This is a genomic window from Providencia alcalifaciens, from assembly GCF_020271745.1.
In the GTDB taxonomy this organism is placed as follows: Bacteria; Pseudomonadota; Gammaproteobacteria; order Enterobacterales; family Enterobacteriaceae; genus Providencia; species Providencia alcalifaciens_B.
Genome location: NZ_CP084296.1, coordinates 1,326,389 through 1,343,706, shown reverse-complemented (window position 1 = coordinate 1,343,706; position 17,318 = coordinate 1,326,389). Strand labels below are relative to the sequence as shown.

Below are 17,318 nucleotides of genomic sequence, written 5' to 3'. Positions count from 1 at the left end.
GGTGTAGGGTGCAGTGTATATCGGGTTTCTTTTAACTAATTTTTTAAAAAATCACTTTGAAAACTTGGTTGGTGGTGCCGCTTTTGATTTCTGATTGGCTAACCACGCATAGGCAATTCCGGCGATGGCACCGGCAATATGGGATTCTGTCGATATTTGTTGGTGAACAGGCAATAACCCGCTCGCCATCGCACCAAAATAGAACAGCACCAACAGGGCGATAATAATATCTAACAGTTTTCGGCGAAAAAAACCTTGGGCAATCAATAAACCCCAAAGCCCAAAAATCCAGCCGCTAGCGCCAATGTGCAGTGCATTTCTACCCACTAACCAGACAATCAAACCGCCAACCACAATAATAAACATGCTGGCATAAGCGTATTTTCGAATGGAATCATGTAGCAGTAGGGCGCTTAAAACCAGTAATGGCGGCAGATTACTCAGAAGGTGGGTCCAATCCCCGTGGATCAGTGGGGCGAAGATAATCCCCACTAGTCCGTGCAGCGTTCTTGGCTGGATGCCGAACCCGACAAGCGCGTAGCCACTTAAGCTATTGGCAATTTGGATAATGATCAGCAAGCCCGCAAGGGTAATCAGTAATTTAATTCGCGGGCTTAGCCAAGTTTGCATTATCGATGTCCGAGAGATTGTACGCTTTCAACCAGTTGGGCGAGCTGAGTCACAACGCGGTCGCCCACATCGGCATTATCACCGCCTAATGCTTTGTTACGCAAGAAGTCTTTTTTGATTTGCTGCCAGCGTGCTGCATCTTTCTCATTCAGCCTTCCTCGTAATTCTGCCAGCTTCAGTAAGTTCTCTTCAGCGCCAGTTGTTAATAATTGTGCCTCACCAAGATAATGGTCATCCAGCAATCTCTCTAATTCATCATCATTCATGACAGAAGAGACTTTCTCGCTGAGTTTGTTCATGTTCCGGTAACTGCCTTGCAGGCGGAATGCTGGCTCAGTTCGGTATTTATCTGACTGTGCGGCACTGGCAATATACTGTTGGTTTACCTTCAGAACCACATCACGCAAGCTGAGTAATCGGGAAATAACCGCAGTAATTTCATTCGCTTCCGCATCGGAATATGGGTAGCTAAGTGCGTTAGTGGAAACTGATTTACCCATGGCTTTATCCACCAGCAAATACAAGTCGTTTAAATCGCGCAGCGCCAGCGGTGCCAATACAGGGTTTGAGGTCAGACTATTTTCAATGTAGCTCAGCGCAAAGGCATCATCCATCCCACCGAGCACTTCACCGAGGTTATAAATATCTGCACGGTTGGCGAGCATATCAGGGATACGGAACACTTCGCCTGATTCGGTATACGGGTTACCCGCCATTACCACGCAGAATTTTTTACCGCGCATATCGTAGGTTTTGGTTTTGTCTTTCCATACCCCTTCGATGCGACGAGTTCCATCACACAGAGAGATAAATTTCTGTAAAAATTCAGGGTGAGTATGTTGAATATCATCCACATACAGCATCACGTTGTTGCCCATTTCGAGGGCAAGGTTGAGTTTTTCCAGTTCTTGTCGGGCGGTCGCATTCGGGGCTTGCTCTGGGTCGAGGGACAACACATCATGCCCAAGCGCAGGGCCATTAATCTTCATAAAGATCAGACCAAGACGGTCAGCTGCGTACTCCATCAGGGTTGTTTTCCCGTAACCCGGCGGGGAGATCATCAGTAAGAGACCCATTAAATCGGTACGTTTGTTTTCACCGAGGGCACCAATCTGCTTCGCCATGTTGTCACCGATAATCGGCAAATAGACGTCATTGATCAGCTTATTACGTACAAATGAGCTCAGTGGCTTAGCTTTGAACTCATGAAGTTTTAGGCGGCTACGCTCTTCACTCACAATACGCTGGCGTAAAGCTTGGTATTGGCGGAATGCAGGAATAAATTGCTTACGCTGTTCGCGCATTCGGCTGAAAAAATCATCCAAACTTAACGAGAGGGTTTGGTTGTGGATTGTCGGGTGATCCCCCAGTAATCCAGTGACTTTAAAGTATAAATCAGCTTCGCTATAACGCGCCGATGCTACTTTATCCAAGATAATAATGGCGATGGCGCCCGGAATATACGGACGTAAGTGCGCAAACTCGTCAATCGAACACAGCCCTTGCAGCCAATTTTGCAGTAGTGCCCAGCGCTGAGCATAGCGAGTACCAAGGTTTTGCTGTGAATGGTTGAAATCCAGCCACATATGGGCTTCTTCTAAGCGAGCCTGTAGTGCCGCCACTAAGTCCCGTGCATATTTGCTGTACACCAATTCAATCGGCGTTCTAGCTAACGCAAAACTGAGGTATTCCGCAGCTTGAGCTTGTTCATGAGCTTGGCAATTAATTGGGTTATCTTGCAGGAATAAGCTGATATCAGCTTCAATTTCCGCTTGAAGATCTAAAAGGGCATCATCGTTATTGAATAGCTGACGGATATTCATCGCGGTTCTGGCTCGTTCTGGCCATTGTGCAGGGAATTCATTGTTTTGAATATGATGCCAAAAAATCGCTGCGATGGCGCGAGCTGTTGGGTTGAAACGTAGTAAATCAGCGCTTTCGCCAATCGGAATCAGCTTTTTCAATATCGCGATAGCATCGTGGTCGTGGATCCCTTTTTCGTAGCCTTCTTTGTAGCGTGGAGCCGCAAAATCACGCACCAGTTTATCGATTTTTTCAGGGGCAGACAGCGCGCTTTTTAGAGTGTCATAATCCAAGCCATCTTGGCGTTTTGCTGCGGTGTAGATGATGGAATACGCGAGGTATTCAGCGCGATAAACGGTATCAGATTCGGATTCAAGATTGGCAGTCCAATAAGGCTGCAACTGTGCAAGTTCGGGGTTATCAATGGGTTCTTGGAAATCTGTTCCGGTGAGGTACACCCACAGTTGGTTATCTTTTGGCAAGATAGTCAGGTCAAGCTCTTGGGTGTTAACACTGAAACGGTGGCGACCCAGCTTAATAATATTACCGCCATCTTCAAAGATATCGGTTTTATCTCGCAAAATACGAATGGCTTGGTCGCGAGAGGCTTTGAGTCTGGCATCGATATCGTCAGCTTTGACGTTATCGTTGATTTCTCGTAGTTTCTCGATGATTTCACGGGTTTTTTGCGCGAGTGGGTCGGTAGCAAAAAACGCATTCAGTTCATCTTGGTTTTGCAAGCGTACAGTACGGCGTTGAAGGCTTTCTAATAAACGGTCGGCGGCCGTTAATAAATTTTGCGAACGGCGCTGGCGGTCATCAATCAGAACTTGTTTATGGGATTCAAACGTTTCCAGTAATTCTTCGCGTTTTGCCAGAATATCATCAAGAAATTCATCATGATGGCTAAACTGGCTTTCTAACTCTTCTAACTGAACCAGTAATCGGGATAACTGATCATCACAACGTTCTGGGTCGGTCGCGAGGGATAGTGCGTTGGTGATCCCTTGACTAAATAGGCGGAACTGCGCCCCAAATTGGGCCACGCTCTCAACGCTAGTTTGAGATTTGCGTTTTTGTTGTAGGCGGGCGCGGGACTGGTTTAACTGAGCATAAATGTGCGAAATGGCATCGATGATATGGGTCTGTAAAGTGACGTCATCAAAACTCAAGGAAGCCATTAAGTTAGAGAGCATGTCCAAATCCGCTGACATTTTTTCCATGTCATTCATTGGGACATCTAACTGCGCGCTGGTTTGTGCCTTTTCAATTAATTCTTCAAAGGTCGCGAGCTGAGTTTTAAACGGTTGCAGAGCTTTGTCGCTGGCAAGAAATTGGGCAGTGCCTTGGGAGACGCGCTGCTGTGCTTCGGTGATTTCATTTTCCATCTCACTGAGTTTTGTGAGATCCATATAGCGGAATTCTCGCAATGAAATCAGGTGACCTTGTTGGGCATTTAAGGCGTTTAGCCCATCCACAAATTGTTGAATATCCGTCCATCCTTCAGGCAATGTGAGGGACAGTAAGGCGCGTTGGCGAGTGACCGCCTCATTCATGGATTTGACAGATTGCTGGCGGATGCTTTCGACTTTTTCGTATTCGTCGAGCACCAACTCACTGGTTTGGGCGATCTCTTTTAAGAGTTTACCAATACCTAAGCACTGGTCGTCGTTAAACCAATAGAAAATATCCAGTAAGTTTTTGGGTTGTTGGCTGAGTTGTTCATAGCGAGAAACGGAAACTTGGTTACCTTCAATCTCTTTGGCAACATGGAGAATTTCGGAGATCCCACGGACTAAATCTGCGTTACCGATACGCCCAAGAAACCCACCTCGTGGCGGCTGCTTATCGGCAAATTCGTCAGAATAGAATGGGGTTTGCCAAACCTGCATTGGGTGAACTCGGGTGGCTTCGTCGCCTTCTCCTTCGAACAGCACCATTTTGCCATCTTCGAGCATGGCATAACCATGGCCAATTAATGGTACGGCAAGCTTACGTTCAATCAAATTGTAATTGAAAAGGGCGATACGACCTTGGTTCGGGGAATAAAACACATACAGCACATCTTCACCGTTAGGCGAACGGCGTAGACGACGAAAACGCATACCATCCATCGGTTGCTCGAAGGTTTTGTACTCCCCGTTTTGCAGGTAGTAGCCCCCAGGGAAGATAATTCCGTGATCTTCCGGCAACTGCACACACGCTTGCCCGATGGCATCAATACGTTGAACGGTTTGGTTCAGAATGTTGTAAACCAGATAGCGCCAGCTCTCTTCGCGGTATGGCAAGATCTTGAGTAAAATCAGGCTGCCAGTCTGGGCATATTCAATTTGGGCGTCATCGAGGGATTGGTTTTTATCGAGCACCGCTTCTCGGTAGATGCCTAACCCATCTTCGGTATTATTTTCACATTTTATAGTTAGGTCGCCGCCGATAGTTTCCACAAAGACGGTATCGAGAATATTAATGTGAGGATAGCGCCCATTGACGGTATTTTCCCGCGAGGTGCGCACCCATTCGAAATCATTGGTGGGGGGGAGGGCGATATCACGTTCACCCCGGTTATCGATGTATTCGATGCGGGATTTATCACTGGAAATTGACCAGCGGAAAACACGCACGTCGGTTAACCGATCACCAATTTGAAAACTGGCTAACAGCTTGCCATCGCGCTCGACTAATTGCAGTAATTGCGTGTTTTTGTAATAGGTATACAGCTCAGTAAAATCCTGAACAAAGCGCGTATCATTGAGGAATGTCTCTTCGTAGGGGACAGAGACTACATCAAAATCACCTTCATTTTCAGTGAGCTGATATAGGGAAAAAACATCTTCAATGTGAGTTTCTTTTTTCAGACCCAGAAAAACGTTATAGCCAAATAGCAGCCAGTCACCGACACGGACAATGTCCCTCGCTTGGCAGTTATTTTCGGTACGAATACGGATACGCCCGATGATATCCATCTGGCTTTGACCAAACTCAGTCAACCGGCGGTCGTTAAGTTGAGCCGCTTTTTGGTGAAGTTGCTGTCCTTGTTCGGTTAGGCGCTTGCGTAATATTTCGTACGCGCCACCTTCTGCGACGGCACTGTCGAGAATTTCCTGTTCGCGATTCACATCTTGGGTTTCTGACATGTTTAACGAATTTCCTTGGTCTTAAAAAAGATACGCTCATAAAACGCCAAGTTGCCTGTGTGCTGCAACTTGGCGGGGTGAGGTATAAAACTTACCTGAAAAGCCTGAATATTGATGAGTTAGCTTTGGTTATCATCGTAAGACACGGGTTTGTTCACGATGTTTTTCGCTGTTTGTGGCGCGCCTTTTGCAGCCATAAAGCCATTGATTAAATCTTTGACTTCAGGGTTTTGCAGTAAGGACGCGATATCAATTTTCTTCTCTTCTGTGACTCGATTAACTAACTTTTCAAGGTTATCTTTGGCAAAGCTGCTTTTATCCATAAACCCATCAACGGCTTTACCTAAGCTCAGCGCTTTGGAGAAGGTGTTAAAGAAGTCGCCGTCACCGCCCACAATTTCGATGTTGGTTTTGCTCAGCGCCGCAGCCAGTACATCTGCTTGTTCGCGAGCAATTTCTTTATTCGCTTCAATGGATGCCATGGATTGCTCAAACTCTTTCTCAAGGCGCATACGGAACTCTTCGTGTGAACGAGCAGTATCACTGAGGTGATCCATGGATTGGAACTTATCAGTCAGACCGTCAGCTTCTGCTTTCAGACGCTGGCGGATAACTTCAGCTTGCGCGGCCCCTAATTGGCCTTCACCGCGAGCTTGGGCTGCCAGTTTTTCTTCCAAGACTTTGGCATCCGCCAAGCCCAGTTTTTCTTTGGCGTTGGCTTGTTGTTCTTCACCACGCGCCTGCGCTGCCAATTTTTCTTCCAGAATTTTCGCTTCGGCAAAACCTTGTTCGCGTTCGGCGTTCGCTTTAGCTTCCATCACTTGCGCTTCGGTTAAGCCTTTTTCTTTCAGACCACGAGCTTCGGCTAACAGTTTTTCAGCGGTGATGTTCGCTTGAACCAGGCCTTCTTTCTCTTCAGCTTCGGCAGTGGCTTGGCGAACACGGGCTTCCGCTAAGCCTAATGCTGCATGCTCTGCTTCAATCCCTTCTGCTAAGCGTTTTTTGGCTTCAGCTTGTTTGGCGGAAGCTTCCAGCTCTGCTTGTGCCATGGTACTGATTTCTTCTGCACGGTGTTTGGCGCTGGCTTCATCGGCTTCGGCTTTTTTCACCTGACGGACTAAAGCCTCTTCGGCTTCCGCTTGGGCGTTGATCACGGTGACTTGCTTCATACGCTCAGCTTCTGAAACTTCGCGGACTTCCTTGATGCGTTCCTCTTCCTGTGCGACGGTTTTTTCGACGGCGACACGTTCGCGGATCACGTTAGAGATGTTTTTACGTTCTTCTTCTAGCGCTTTTTCTTTTTCAATACGTTGCAGTTCAACTTCACGTTCACGAGCGACAATTTCTAGCTCACGAGCACGACTGACTCGTTCCTCTTCGATAGCCACGGCGCGTGTACGGTTCTGTTGAGCCACTTCCACTTCACGCATGCGGTTTTCTTCACGAATTTCAATTTCTTGCTGAGTTTGAATGCGCGCTTGTTCTGACTTCAGGCGCTCTTCTTCTTGAACGCGTAGGGTTTCGGCTTGTTCTCGAGCACGGATATTATCAATTTCACGTTTTTGACGGGCTTCAGCGTCAGCTTGTTGGCGCTCTAATGCTAAGCTCGCTTCGCGGGTTTCCACGTTTTTCTTTTTGATAGCTAACTCTTGGTCGCGCTCTTTTTGGTTAGTTTCGATATTGTGAATAGCGGTAATTTCGGTGATTTTGCGAATACCTTCGGAGTCGAAAATATTGTTCGGGTCGAGAGCTGATTTCGGCGTTTGCTCTAAATAGTCGATTGCCACGTCTTCTAACGCATAACCGTTAAGGTCTTTACCAATCACATCGACAATACGGTCACGGAAGCTTTGACGGTCTTCAAACAGCTTGGCTAATTCTAATTGCTTACCAACCGTTTTCAGGGCTTCTGAAAATTTAGCACTGAATAGGGCGCTGACGGCTTGATGGTCAGATGCACGCTCAACACCGATAGCTTTTGCTACTTTTAATACGTCTTCGGTGGTTTCATTAACACGTAGATAGAAGGCAACGGTGATATCTGCCCGTAAGTTATCTTGGCAAATTAAGCCATCTTTACCACGACGATCCACTTCCAGAGTTAGCAGCGAAATACGCATAAACTCTTTTTTGTAGATAACGGGATACACTAACGCGCCCGTAAAATGCACTTTGGGTTGTGAAGACATGTCGTTGACAATCAGAGCAGTACCTTGAGGGACTTTGATGTAGAAGGCTTTAAATAAACCAAAGAACCCAAGAATGATGATGATCACTCCCCCAACAACCGTTAAAAAAGGCATGTATTCAGCCAAATCCATATTTCTTCTCCATGGGTTCTGACGATATCGTCATTCTTTATTAATTAGCAAAGTAGGTAGTTTATTTTTTGTGTTTACTGCCTGAATTCGTTCTCAGTGACAACTTGGTAACTGTGGGATTGTGGGTCATAACTGATGATAACGACGCGATCCCCGCGTTTAATATTTTCAGCGCTAGGCGCTCTAACCTGCAAAATTAGTCCGGCACCGCCATCTTCTAAGGTGGCTTCCCCATTCTGTTCTGTGACCGTCCCAGAGCGCACTGTTGCCAATTTTCCCATTAGCTGATGAACCGTTTTGGGTTTATTAAAGTTAACCAGCCGGCTACGGATTGGTTTTAGGCAAATGGCGGTTAAGTGCAGGGAGATAAAGGCGGTAATTACCAGTGATGTGACGCTGACGGCGTAACGCAGCAAGGTCATATCAATAAAACGGAGGAATAAATGCGCAGCAAAGTAACTAATCAGCCAGCCGAAGAGGGTAAATAGCGTCAAGATAATGGTGACGGGAATACCGGCTAAACCAAGTTTTGTTAGCCAGCCAGCAAAGCCAGTGAGGTCGATGCCGTCAGCGTCTAATTCAGTATCGATATTAAATAAATCAATATCTAACAGTCCAAAAGCGGCACAGAGCCAGTAAAAAAGGACAATAATCAGCAAACCGCTAAAGATAATGGTCGGGAAAGCCAAGCAATTTTCTAAAAACAAACTCATTTATTTTTCTCTTTAGTTAAGTGGCTGAATGTGACTTTAGCGGGTATCTGTTGGTTGTGTGTATGACCTTTAGTTGTGTTTTTATCGCGAATCTATCAAAAAATGAATAAAGCCACGTTAATCATAAGCTCTTTTCAAATGAACAATATAGGATAAGTCTAGTTTCTATATTATCTCGCTGATTTCTATGGTTAATTTTCTGTAGTTAATCTGAAAAAGAAAAATGGATTCAACTTATTGATTATTAGCTAATTTAATTAAACCTAACAAAGATGATAATCATTCTCAATTATATTTTAGTGATTTTGAGGTAGTGGTCATCCCTACTCTCGATAAGTCGAAAGAGTAGAGATGTGATGGTGGAACCATGCGCGGACATTAAATACGGGTATTAAGAAGTGCGGAAAATTAGTCGACGAGATTCAAAAATGCAGCGCCACGGGCGCCACCAGAGGCACCATAACGGGCTTTTCCGATAGCGGGCATTTTCGCAATGCCATACAGATATTGAGGTACCATTTCTGGTAATAGGCGATAAATTTCATCAAATTGGGACAGGCCACCGCCAATCACTACTAAGTCTGGGTCAAAGACGGTGATGACTTGTCCCATAAACATTGCCAGCACCATCATATAGCGTTCCACATGCTGTTTTGCGGCGATGTCACCGTTGTGATAACGTTCAATAATCTCGATAGCAGAGCATTTTTCACCAGTAAACGCGGTATAAATGCGTTCGAAGCCGGGGCCTGAAAGATAGGTTTCAAAGCAGCCAGTTTGACCACAACCACAGACAATTTCAGGTACGGTTTCCCCAAGATATTTTGCGGCACGAACACTCATATTCATGTGTCCGATTTCCCCAGCAATGCCATTTTTTCCCGATAACACCTTACCGTTGATGACAAAACCGCCGCCAACGCCAGTACCAAGAATCAAACCTAGAACGCTAGGGTAACGCTTGAATTCAGGATCCCATGCTTCTGATAGGGCAAAGCAGTTGGCATCGTTTTCAACTTTAACAGGGCGATTTAAAAGTGTGGCTAGGTCATGAATGAAAGGTTTATATTGTGCGCTTGGGACATTGGTCGTAAATACCACGCCTTCTGAGTGATTGACTATCCCCGGAACACCAATACCAATTTTACCTTGGCAGTTAAACTGTGCATCGGCTTCAGCCGTTAAATCACGAAAAGCATTGAGCAATGCTTGATAATCATTTTTGGGGGTTGGAACACGTTTTTGCCACACTTGATTGAGCGCTTGGTCGAACACTGCTAGCTCAATCTTAGTGCCGCCCATGTCAAAGCCGTAATACATTTCATCTTCCTCAAATTGGTCTATTTCATTAAATAGAAATGTATCTATTTGATAAATAATGACAGAGATTCAGTAATGGCTTAATTATACAAAAGTTTCCCAAAAAATGATTGCGGGATGATTTTAATTCGATTATTGTCACATCTGCATTTGTTATATTATAACATTACATTGAGTTGTATTTACATTAAATAGTTATTGGGAGTTACCGTGAAAGTCCTCAGCTCATTAAAAACCGCTAAGCAGCGTCATCCTGATTGCCAAGTTGTGCGCCGTCGTGGCCGCATCTACGTGATTTGTAAAACCAATCCTCGTTTCAAAGCCGTTCAAGGTTAGTATTCCGTTAGTCTCTGTTTCTTCGCATCCTTGCTTTCGCCGTGGCAATTCATACTCCTTGCCATGGCGTTTTTTTATGTTTTTACAAGCTTAAAGTTTCACAAAGTCAGGGTTTCACAAGTTCAAGGTTTCACAAATTCAAGCGTACTATTTTTGATCTGCTCTCTTAACCATAAGGTTTTTGAGTTATAGGAATTACGTTTGTGCCACAGCATCAAAAAAGGAATTTCGAGCTGCTGGTAGAGAATGTCATCAACAGGAAGAGGAAGGCAGACTAAATCAAGGTTGAAATCATTAACATAGTGTTGGCAATAGCCGGGGGAGCTAGTAATAAGGTTATGATCCGGGCGAGACGCCATTAAGAGGGATTGTTCAAAGGTCGAAAAGGATAAATGGATTTGACGATGAAGCCCCATGGTCTCGAGTAAATCATCAAGCGCCCACGGAATACGGTTGCCAAATTCGGTGCTGATATGAGGGTATTTTAAATAATTTGCCAACGTCCATTCTTCTTGCAAAATGGGGTGGTCACTGCGGATAAACGCCAGAGGCTTATCGGTGAATAACACTTCAAAATTTAAAATATCGGGTAGCTGGCTTATTGACTCTCTGGATAAATGAAAACTTTCACGTCCCACTAAGCCGATGTCCGCATCCCCCGCAATCAGTGCTGCCAACGAGTTATAATCCCAATCCCGTACAATGACCTCCGATTCTGGGTATTGATTGAGGATATTCAGGGATAAATCGTGAAGCATGATTAAGTTTAACGGTGCTTCCATCATTAAGCGGAAAGTCATGCCTCGCGGTTTTTCGGTATCACGAATTTCAGCAATATAGTGTGAGAGATTTAAAAACTCAGGCAGTGATTTTTCAATGCGTAGCATGAGTGGGGTAGGAAGCAGCCCTTGCGGGCTGCGGATAAACAGAGGGTCATCGAACCATTGACGTAGTTTAGACAACGACTTACTGACAGATGATGGGGTGATTGCAAGGCGTTGAGCTGCGAGGCTAACACTGCGTTCTTCCACCAGATATTGCAGAATAACCAGTAAATTTAAGTCTAATCGATGCAGTTGCTTATTCACATGTAGCGACCTGTTGGTTGACTTGCGTGGTGGGTACTCTTAGCAGCACCATGCCAATCATTCCCGCCGCAAGCAAGATAATTAACAGCATACTGATTGATGGAACGCCCATTACACCCATTACCCAAATATACGCCGAGGCGCAGCTTAATTGTGAGATAGCCAATACAGAACTGGCAATACCCGCTTTTTTGGCAAATGGCGATAGCGCTTGGCTCATGATGATGCCGAACTGCATGGAAAAACCAACACCACAAAAGGCGAAGACGATGTACAGCAGCGCCAAATGTGGGAGAGCCAGCAGATAGATGGAAAGCAGGACGCCATTGACCAAAAACAGGCTTAACGCAGTATTCAGTAAGGTTCGGCTATTAAATGTCGAAATCAGTTTTGGCATCAAGAATGAGGTTCCCATACTCACCATCGCCAGTAAGGTCATGGCAGTAGAGTATTGGCCTGTTGTGAATCCAAGGTTTTCCATCAAGATAATTGGAGCGACGTTAACGTAAGTTAGGATCACGCCCATGCCAAAGCAGGAGATAATCAAGCGCGTGACAAAGAAGGTGCTAAATAACTTTTCTTCTGTGGCAGGTTGGGTATTCGATTGTTCTGTTGGTGATGCTGAAGAAGGTTTAGTCTCTTTAATTGAGATTAAGCAAAATAGCATACTGATAACCGCATAACCGGCCATAAAGTAGAACATCACAGACCAGTGGTAGATGAGTAAAATAGCAAATCCAATAACAGGTGCCAGTACTGGCGCGATACAGGTTACACCATTCATTGCGGCGAGCACTTTGGTGCGTCGCTGCGGCGTCAGCACATCACGCAAAATAGCGAAGGTCACGACATAACAGAAACCTGCGCCAATCCCTTGGAAGAACCGCGACACTAAGAAGGTATCAATGGATGTGGCATTTCCGGCGATAACAGAGGCGATAGCAAATACCATCGTACCGACTAAAACGACAGGCTTTCGACCAATATGATCGGCGCACCATCCGGCAATTAACATGGTGGATGCCATACCCGCTAAATAGATAGAAAATGCCACATGGAGCTGGCTTTCATTGGCATTTAAATCAGCGGCAATATAAGGAATACCAGTCAAATGGAGATCAACGCCCAAAGGATAAATAAGGACGATCCAGAAACTAAAAAGGACATATTTGGTCATGAGATACGCTACTTTGTGAGGATTAACCCGCTAATCTTAATTGGGTTGAGTAATGGAATGTATGGATTAATCGGAAAATAGTATTTTCCAAAATGGAAATTATCAATCAATAAGTTTTTACTCATTATTAGCATCATTACTAATCTTCTTGCTATTAGTGATGAAATTCACTTGCACACTGGTTCATATTTTGTCACGTTTAATACGGTTGAGTGATGATTTCTGAATTTTATCTTTCCGAAAAATTTCCAGCTTCGATTGGCAAAGTGAAAGTCGAGGATAGAAATTTTTTGGGTGAAGTATGTAAACAGACAGGGTGAAGAGAATGAAAAATGTAGGGTTTATTGGCTGGCGTGGAATGGTCGGCTCCGTATTGATGCAAAGAATGGTAGAAGAAGGGGATTTTAACGTTATTCACCCGGTCTTTTTTACCACCTCCCAACATGGGGCTGAAGCGCCTGTTTTTGGTGGCCATCGCAGCACGTTGCAAGATGCATTTGATATCGATGCACTGAGCGCACTGGATATTATTATTAGCTGTCAAGGCGGCGATTATACCAATGAAGTGTATCCAAAGTTACGTGAAGCGGGCTGGAAAGGCTACTGGATTGATGCCGCGTCTTCACTGCGTATGAAAGATGATGCGATTATTATTTTAGATCCAGTGAACCATCAGCATATCCAAGACGGCTTAAATAAAGGCATTAAGACCTTCGTCGGCGGTAACTGTACGGTGAGTTTAATGCTGATGTCGTTGGGCGGTCTGTTTGCGAATAACTTGGTTGAGTGGGCTTCCGTCGCAACGTATCAAGCGGCATCCGGTGCAGGTGCGCGTAATATGCGTGAGCTGTTGTCACAAATGGGTTCTTTACATGCGCAAGTGGCGAAAGAGCTGCAAAATCCAGCATCGGCCATCTTAGAAATCGAGAAAAAAGTCACTGACTTTACGCGCAGTGGCTCCATGCCAACGGATGCGTTCGGTGTTCCGCTTGCGGGCAGTTTGATCCCGTGGATTGATAAAGCGTTAGAAAACGGTCAAAGCCGTGAAGAGTGGAAAGGTCAGGCGGAAACCAACAAAATACTGGCAACCGGCAGCAATATTATTCCGGTTGATGGCTTATGTGTTCGTGTGGGCGCATTACGCTGCCATAGCCAAGCGTTCACGCTGAAACTGAAAAAAGATGTGCCACTGAATGAAGTGGAGCAATTACTGGCTTCCCATAATGAGTGGGTGAAAGTGGTGCCGAATGACCGTGAAATCACGATGCGTGAACTGACTCCTGCGGCAGTGACGGGCACGCTGAGCACACCAGTAGGGCGTCTGCGTAAGTTGAATATGGGTCCTGAGTACCTTTCAGCCTTTACCGTGGGCGACCAGTTACTGTGGGGGGCTGCGGAGCCTCTGCGCCGTATGTTGAGAATTCTGCTGTAGTTGGCTTCTCTTAACAGGCAAAAATAGGCATGGCACCGGAGTGATCAAACGCTCCGGTGCCATTTTGCTTTATTGTATTGATGTTTACTGTGTTGATAATTATTGTGTTGATGAACTACAACGAAACTAACGAATTAAAACGACACTAACAATTTGGCATCAAGATTATTTTCTAAATACCCCTTGGCAGTAAATTGGCTGTAATCCACCGACAATTTGGTGTTTTTACTGAATTGGATATTGGAGCCTAATTTGAGCGCTAAACCGTCTTGCGGTGCATTAACGCCGTGATAGTTAAGCGGTGGTGCAAGCAGGTCGCGGTGGGCGAATCGAAATGCCATTTCACGCTCTCGTTTGTCATATTGATGTTGCCAGCCGAGTTCACCGTGTACATCGATTGAGGATGTATTACCCACTTTCCATTGGTTATCTAAACGTAATCCCAGGGTTGTGGTGGTAGCATCGAGGGATTGGCGACCTGTAGTGAGTGAGGCTTTTTTCCCTTTTTCTCTAAATCCATGGCTTTCCGCATTGGTAAAAGCAAGGTTTGCAAACGGCTCGGCGTTGATAAATGCCGATTTCCACGGGTAAGCCGCCTCTATAAACAAGTGGTTGGTCTTGCCTTTATAATCGGCGGTATTGTGATCGGAATAAATGGCTGAAGTGACTGTTCTATCCGTTTTGATAGTGTGCCATGTGTGCCCAAGCCCTGCGCGGAGGGTGATTGGTGCTAATCGCAGTGAGCCATAAGCCGCTAAATAGTAATTGTTGCTATGACTATGACCGACACCGCCTGATACGGAGTTTTTGGTAAAACCGGAGCTCATGCCAAAGATAAAGTCATCATTAAAGAAATGCTTATCTGCCCCTAAGAACACCCCATAGTTTCTGTTTGTAAAGCCGGAAGCGTTTCCATCGCTTTGGGTTCTGTCCCAATGGTAGGGAATATTGACCCACACATTACCGCGGTTATCGCCACGTTCTTTGACGATATTTTCTGATGAGCGTGTTTGTTGCAGCAGCGTGCCGTGATATTGGCGATGGTTATTCAACTGGCTAGCAAGGGTATCGATATGAATTTGTGGGGATAAGGTTCGAAGAAGATCGTTAACCCCTGCGGTGGTTTGGCTGAGGATTAAACGTTTATACAGGGTGTTATTCAATGGGAGATCTTCAAGGGCGTGAGCAACGGCGGTTTGGTTTGGCGTCTTTGCAAAGGTATCAAAAGTCAGGTCGCTACGCCCGACGTTGAGTGTCACCAGTTTCGTGGTGGGTGAGCGAGAGTCTTCACCGTAATCTAATGTCGTGCCGATAAACAGATAGTTTGGTTCTACACTATCAAATTTCCCTTGGATTTTTTTAGCGCTAATAATTCTATATTCGGAGCGGAATCGCCCCTGAATTTCATCTTCACTTGGTATACGTTCATTGAATGGCAGTGATTTTTCAGCGAAGAACACTTTGACCTTACCGCCGTTGATTGTCACAGTACCGCTAGACTGTAGAGCATCAAACTCCTGTATGTCTGTTGATTGAAGACTCACATGGAATTCACTACCGGGTTGGAATGTGGCGGTATTATTCACCATTATGCGGCGTGTTGGGTCTTTAGTATTATCGCCAAGGGTTAAGATAGCGCCGTTGTTAACCACTAAATCATTAACTTGGCCAGAACCAATAAATAGAGCTCCTTGGTTTAATGTCACTGTATTTTTGATGCCGTGCGTGAGCGCTAATGTGCCATTGGTGACGTCAACGGGTACATGCAAGAGATGTTTGGCGCTAAGCTCCCCGCCATTGATGTTGATGGGGCCTGTTAAGTGGTTTTCTTGGGTTAAAACCACACGGCCTTGTTGTATATCCAGCCCTGCAAAACGGTTAGTACCCGTTAAGGTTAAAGTCCCTTCTCCTTGTTTAATTAAGCGCCCTTTACCCTCAATATTATTGCTCCAAGTATCGGCTATGCCGACGTTAGCCACATCGTCTTGCGTCACTCGCTGATTCACAACCCAATCTTCAGCAAGATGCGTTGGACCTTTGTAGGCTTTGGGTAAGTTAATCAGCCCCCAATGGCTTTCTGGTTGATTCTGTTTAACGCCCCAGCCTGCTAAAGAGTTTGTGGGATAGGCAGTGCCTGCAATAATTTGCTGCCACTGAGATTTGTTAAGATAGGCAAAGCGGGAACGTAGCAAATACGCGGCATCAGCAGGAACTTGATCAACGCGAAGTGCCGGAGAAGGCTGCTCACTTTGCTTCGCGTAATAACCTAGGTTTTTATTAAAAGAGGGAAGCGAGCCTATTGGCGGTTTGCATTTTTTATCACTGATGGCGCATTGGCTGTTTAGCTCTTGGCGTACTTCTTTGGCTTGGCGAATCAGTGCATTGGCGGTTTTATCCTCTTTCAGTAAATGGGCGAGAAGATAATAATTGGCTGCCCGTGAGGCAATGGTGTCAGTTGGGAAATGTGCGCCGACAATCACGCGGCTTTCTCCATAGCCTATGGCTCTATCAAAGAATTGAGCGCCTTTTTCTGGATAAATCGTGGCAAAGATAGCGGCTTGTTTGAACCCATTCCACGTATGTCCGCTTGGGTAAGAAGAGCCTGTAATATCGACATAGTTTGGGAGATATTCGCCTTTATCATCGAGTACTTGATTTGGACGACCACGTAAATAATAGTCTTTGAGAATAAAATCCATTGAGCGAGTTCGGTTTTGAATTGGGTCATTTGCAAAGGTAGCTAAATGGAATAAATTTTCTAAGCGGTTATAGGCTTTAATTTCTTTAAAATCATTATAATTAAATCCTTTTTGATTAAATACGTATTCTCGGTAAATATTAAAAAGATATTCTGGTGTGCTTTTTTTATCTTTTTCAGCGTTCTTTTTGCGTTTTCCTGTTAATTGAGTTGTCTGCTGGCTAACGTCTTTATCCCATTGTGCCGCTTGGGACTGTGAGGTTGGATATGGTGGAATTACCTGATTTTTTAGTTCGTCAAATCGCTGATTTCGCTGATCAATAATAAATTTACTAGCATCAATATAATCTGAGTTTGCAAAGGTAATTTGGGCGTTAAATAGAGCAAATAGACTGAGCGATACCGCGGGAGTTATTTTGTTCATTATAGACCTATAGATTTTTAGAGAGGATAAAATCTATTTCATCTTAATGAGGTAATTTTTATTTACTATAAATAGAAAATAAAATAAGACAAACTTTATTTTTATTCTTCATTCTATTAATTAAATCCAATTAGTTATTTAATTTAATTAAATTTGAATTGGAATTAATAATAAATAGATACTTAAGATTAAAATTAAATAAAAAAATAACCCTATACTGAAGTATAGGGTTATTCAATGAT

General features: G+C 44.7%; 10 protein-coding genes. 2 read left to right on the top strand and 8 right to left on the bottom strand.

What is annotated here, in order from left to right:
• Positions 1-51 precede the first annotated feature (51 nt).
• The 5 genes from LDO51_RS06170 to nagK all read right to left on the bottom strand — a co-directional run bounded on the left by LDO51_RS06170 (position 52) and on the right by nagK (position 9,921).
• Complete coding sequence (locus tag LDO51_RS06170; RefSeq protein WP_225576732.1) at positions 52-630, bottom strand: rhomboid family intramembrane serine protease; 579 nt, start codon at positions 628-630, stop codon at positions 52-54.
• Positions 630-5,567 (bottom strand): DNA repair ATPase, encoded by a 4,938-nt coding sequence (locus tag LDO51_RS06165; protein ID WP_225576731.1) that lies wholly within the window; start codon positions 5,565-5,567, stop codon positions 630-632. Before LDO51_RS06165 ends, LDO51_RS06170 begins: the two co-directional genes overlap by 1 nt.
• 119 nt (positions 5,568-5,686) lie before the next feature.
• Positions 5,687-7,888: a flotillin family protein gene (locus LDO51_RS06160; protein ID WP_225576730.1), complete on the bottom strand. Its 2,202-nt coding sequence runs from the start codon at positions 7,886-7,888 to the stop codon at positions 5,687-5,689.
• Positions 7,889-7,962: 74 nt separating this feature from the next.
• Positions 7,963-8,601: an OB-fold-containig protein gene (locus tag LDO51_RS06155; RefSeq protein WP_225576729.1), complete on the bottom strand. Its 639-nt coding sequence runs from the start codon at positions 8,599-8,601 to the stop codon at positions 7,963-7,965.
• Positions 8,602-9,009: 408 nt separating this feature from the next.
• Complete coding sequence (gene nagK / locus LDO51_RS06150) at positions 9,010-9,921, bottom strand: N-acetylglucosamine kinase (protein WP_225576728.1); 912 nt, start codon at positions 9,919-9,921, stop codon at positions 9,010-9,012.
• Between the two features lie 210 nt (positions 9,922-10,131).
• Between nagK and ykgO the strand changes: the two genes are divergently transcribed.
• A complete protein-coding gene (gene ykgO, locus LDO51_RS06145; protein WP_006660624.1) occupies positions 10,132-10,257 on the top strand; it encodes a type B 50S ribosomal protein L36 in 126 nt (41 codons plus the stop codon).
• Between the two features lie 122 nt (positions 10,258-10,379).
• Here ykgO and yidZ read toward each other — a convergent pair whose 3' ends face one another.
• Both yidZ and LDO51_RS06135 read right to left on the bottom strand, forming a co-directional pair.
• A complete protein-coding gene (gene yidZ, locus LDO51_RS06140) occupies positions 10,380-11,345 on the bottom strand; it encodes an HTH-type transcriptional regulator YidZ (RefSeq protein WP_225576727.1) in 966 nt (321 codons plus the stop codon).
• Positions 11,338-12,522 (bottom strand): MdtL family multidrug efflux MFS transporter, encoded by a 1,185-nt coding sequence (locus tag LDO51_RS06135; protein WP_225576726.1) that lies wholly within the window; start codon positions 12,520-12,522, stop codon positions 11,338-11,340. Before LDO51_RS06135 ends, yidZ begins: the two co-directional genes overlap by 8 nt.
• Before the next feature lie 325 nt (positions 12,523-12,847).
• Here LDO51_RS06135 and asd point away from each other — a divergent pair, with 325 nt between their 5' ends.
• Positions 12,848-13,954, top strand: a complete 1,107-nt coding sequence (asd, locus tag LDO51_RS06130) for an aspartate-semialdehyde dehydrogenase (protein WP_225576725.1) — start codon at positions 12,848-12,850, stop codon at positions 13,952-13,954.
• Between the two features lie 134 nt (positions 13,955-14,088).
• Here asd and LDO51_RS06125 read toward each other — a convergent pair whose 3' ends face one another.
• Entirely contained in the window at positions 14,089-17,076 is a 2,988-nt protein-coding gene (locus LDO51_RS06125) for an autotransporter domain-containing protein (protein WP_225576724.1), read from the bottom strand.
• Positions 17,077-17,318: the final 242 nt, after the last annotated feature.

Excerpts from the sequence above, each read along its gene's own strand:
- LDO51_RS06170 (WP_225576732.1), bottom strand. The coding sequence starts at position 630 with ATGCAAACTTGGCTAAGCCCGCGAATTAAATTACTGATTACCCTTGCG.
- LDO51_RS06165 (WP_225576731.1), bottom strand. The coding sequence starts at position 5,567 with ATGTCAGAAACCCAAGATGTGAATCGCGAACAGGAAATTCTCGACAGT.
- LDO51_RS06160 (WP_225576730.1), bottom strand. The coding sequence starts at position 7,888 with ATGGATTTGGCTGAATACATGCCTTTTTTAACGGTTGTTGGGGGAGTG.
- LDO51_RS06155 (WP_225576729.1), bottom strand. The coding sequence starts at position 8,601 with ATGAGTTTGTTTTTAGAAAATTGCTTGGCTTTCCCGACCATTATCTTT.
- nagK (WP_225576728.1), bottom strand. The coding sequence starts at position 9,921 with ATGTATTACGGCTTTGACATGGGCGGCACTAAGATTGAGCTAGCAGTG.
- LDO51_RS06135 (WP_225576726.1), bottom strand. The coding sequence starts at position 12,522 with ATGACCAAATATGTCCTTTTTAGTTTCTGGATCGTCCTTATTTATCCT.
- asd (WP_225576725.1), top strand. The coding sequence starts at position 12,848 with ATGAAAAATGTAGGGTTTATTGGCTGGCGTGGAATGGTCGGCTCCGTA.
- LDO51_RS06125 (WP_225576724.1), bottom strand. The coding sequence starts at position 17,076 with ATGAACAAAATAACTCCCGCGGTATCGCTCAGTCTATTTGCTCTATTT.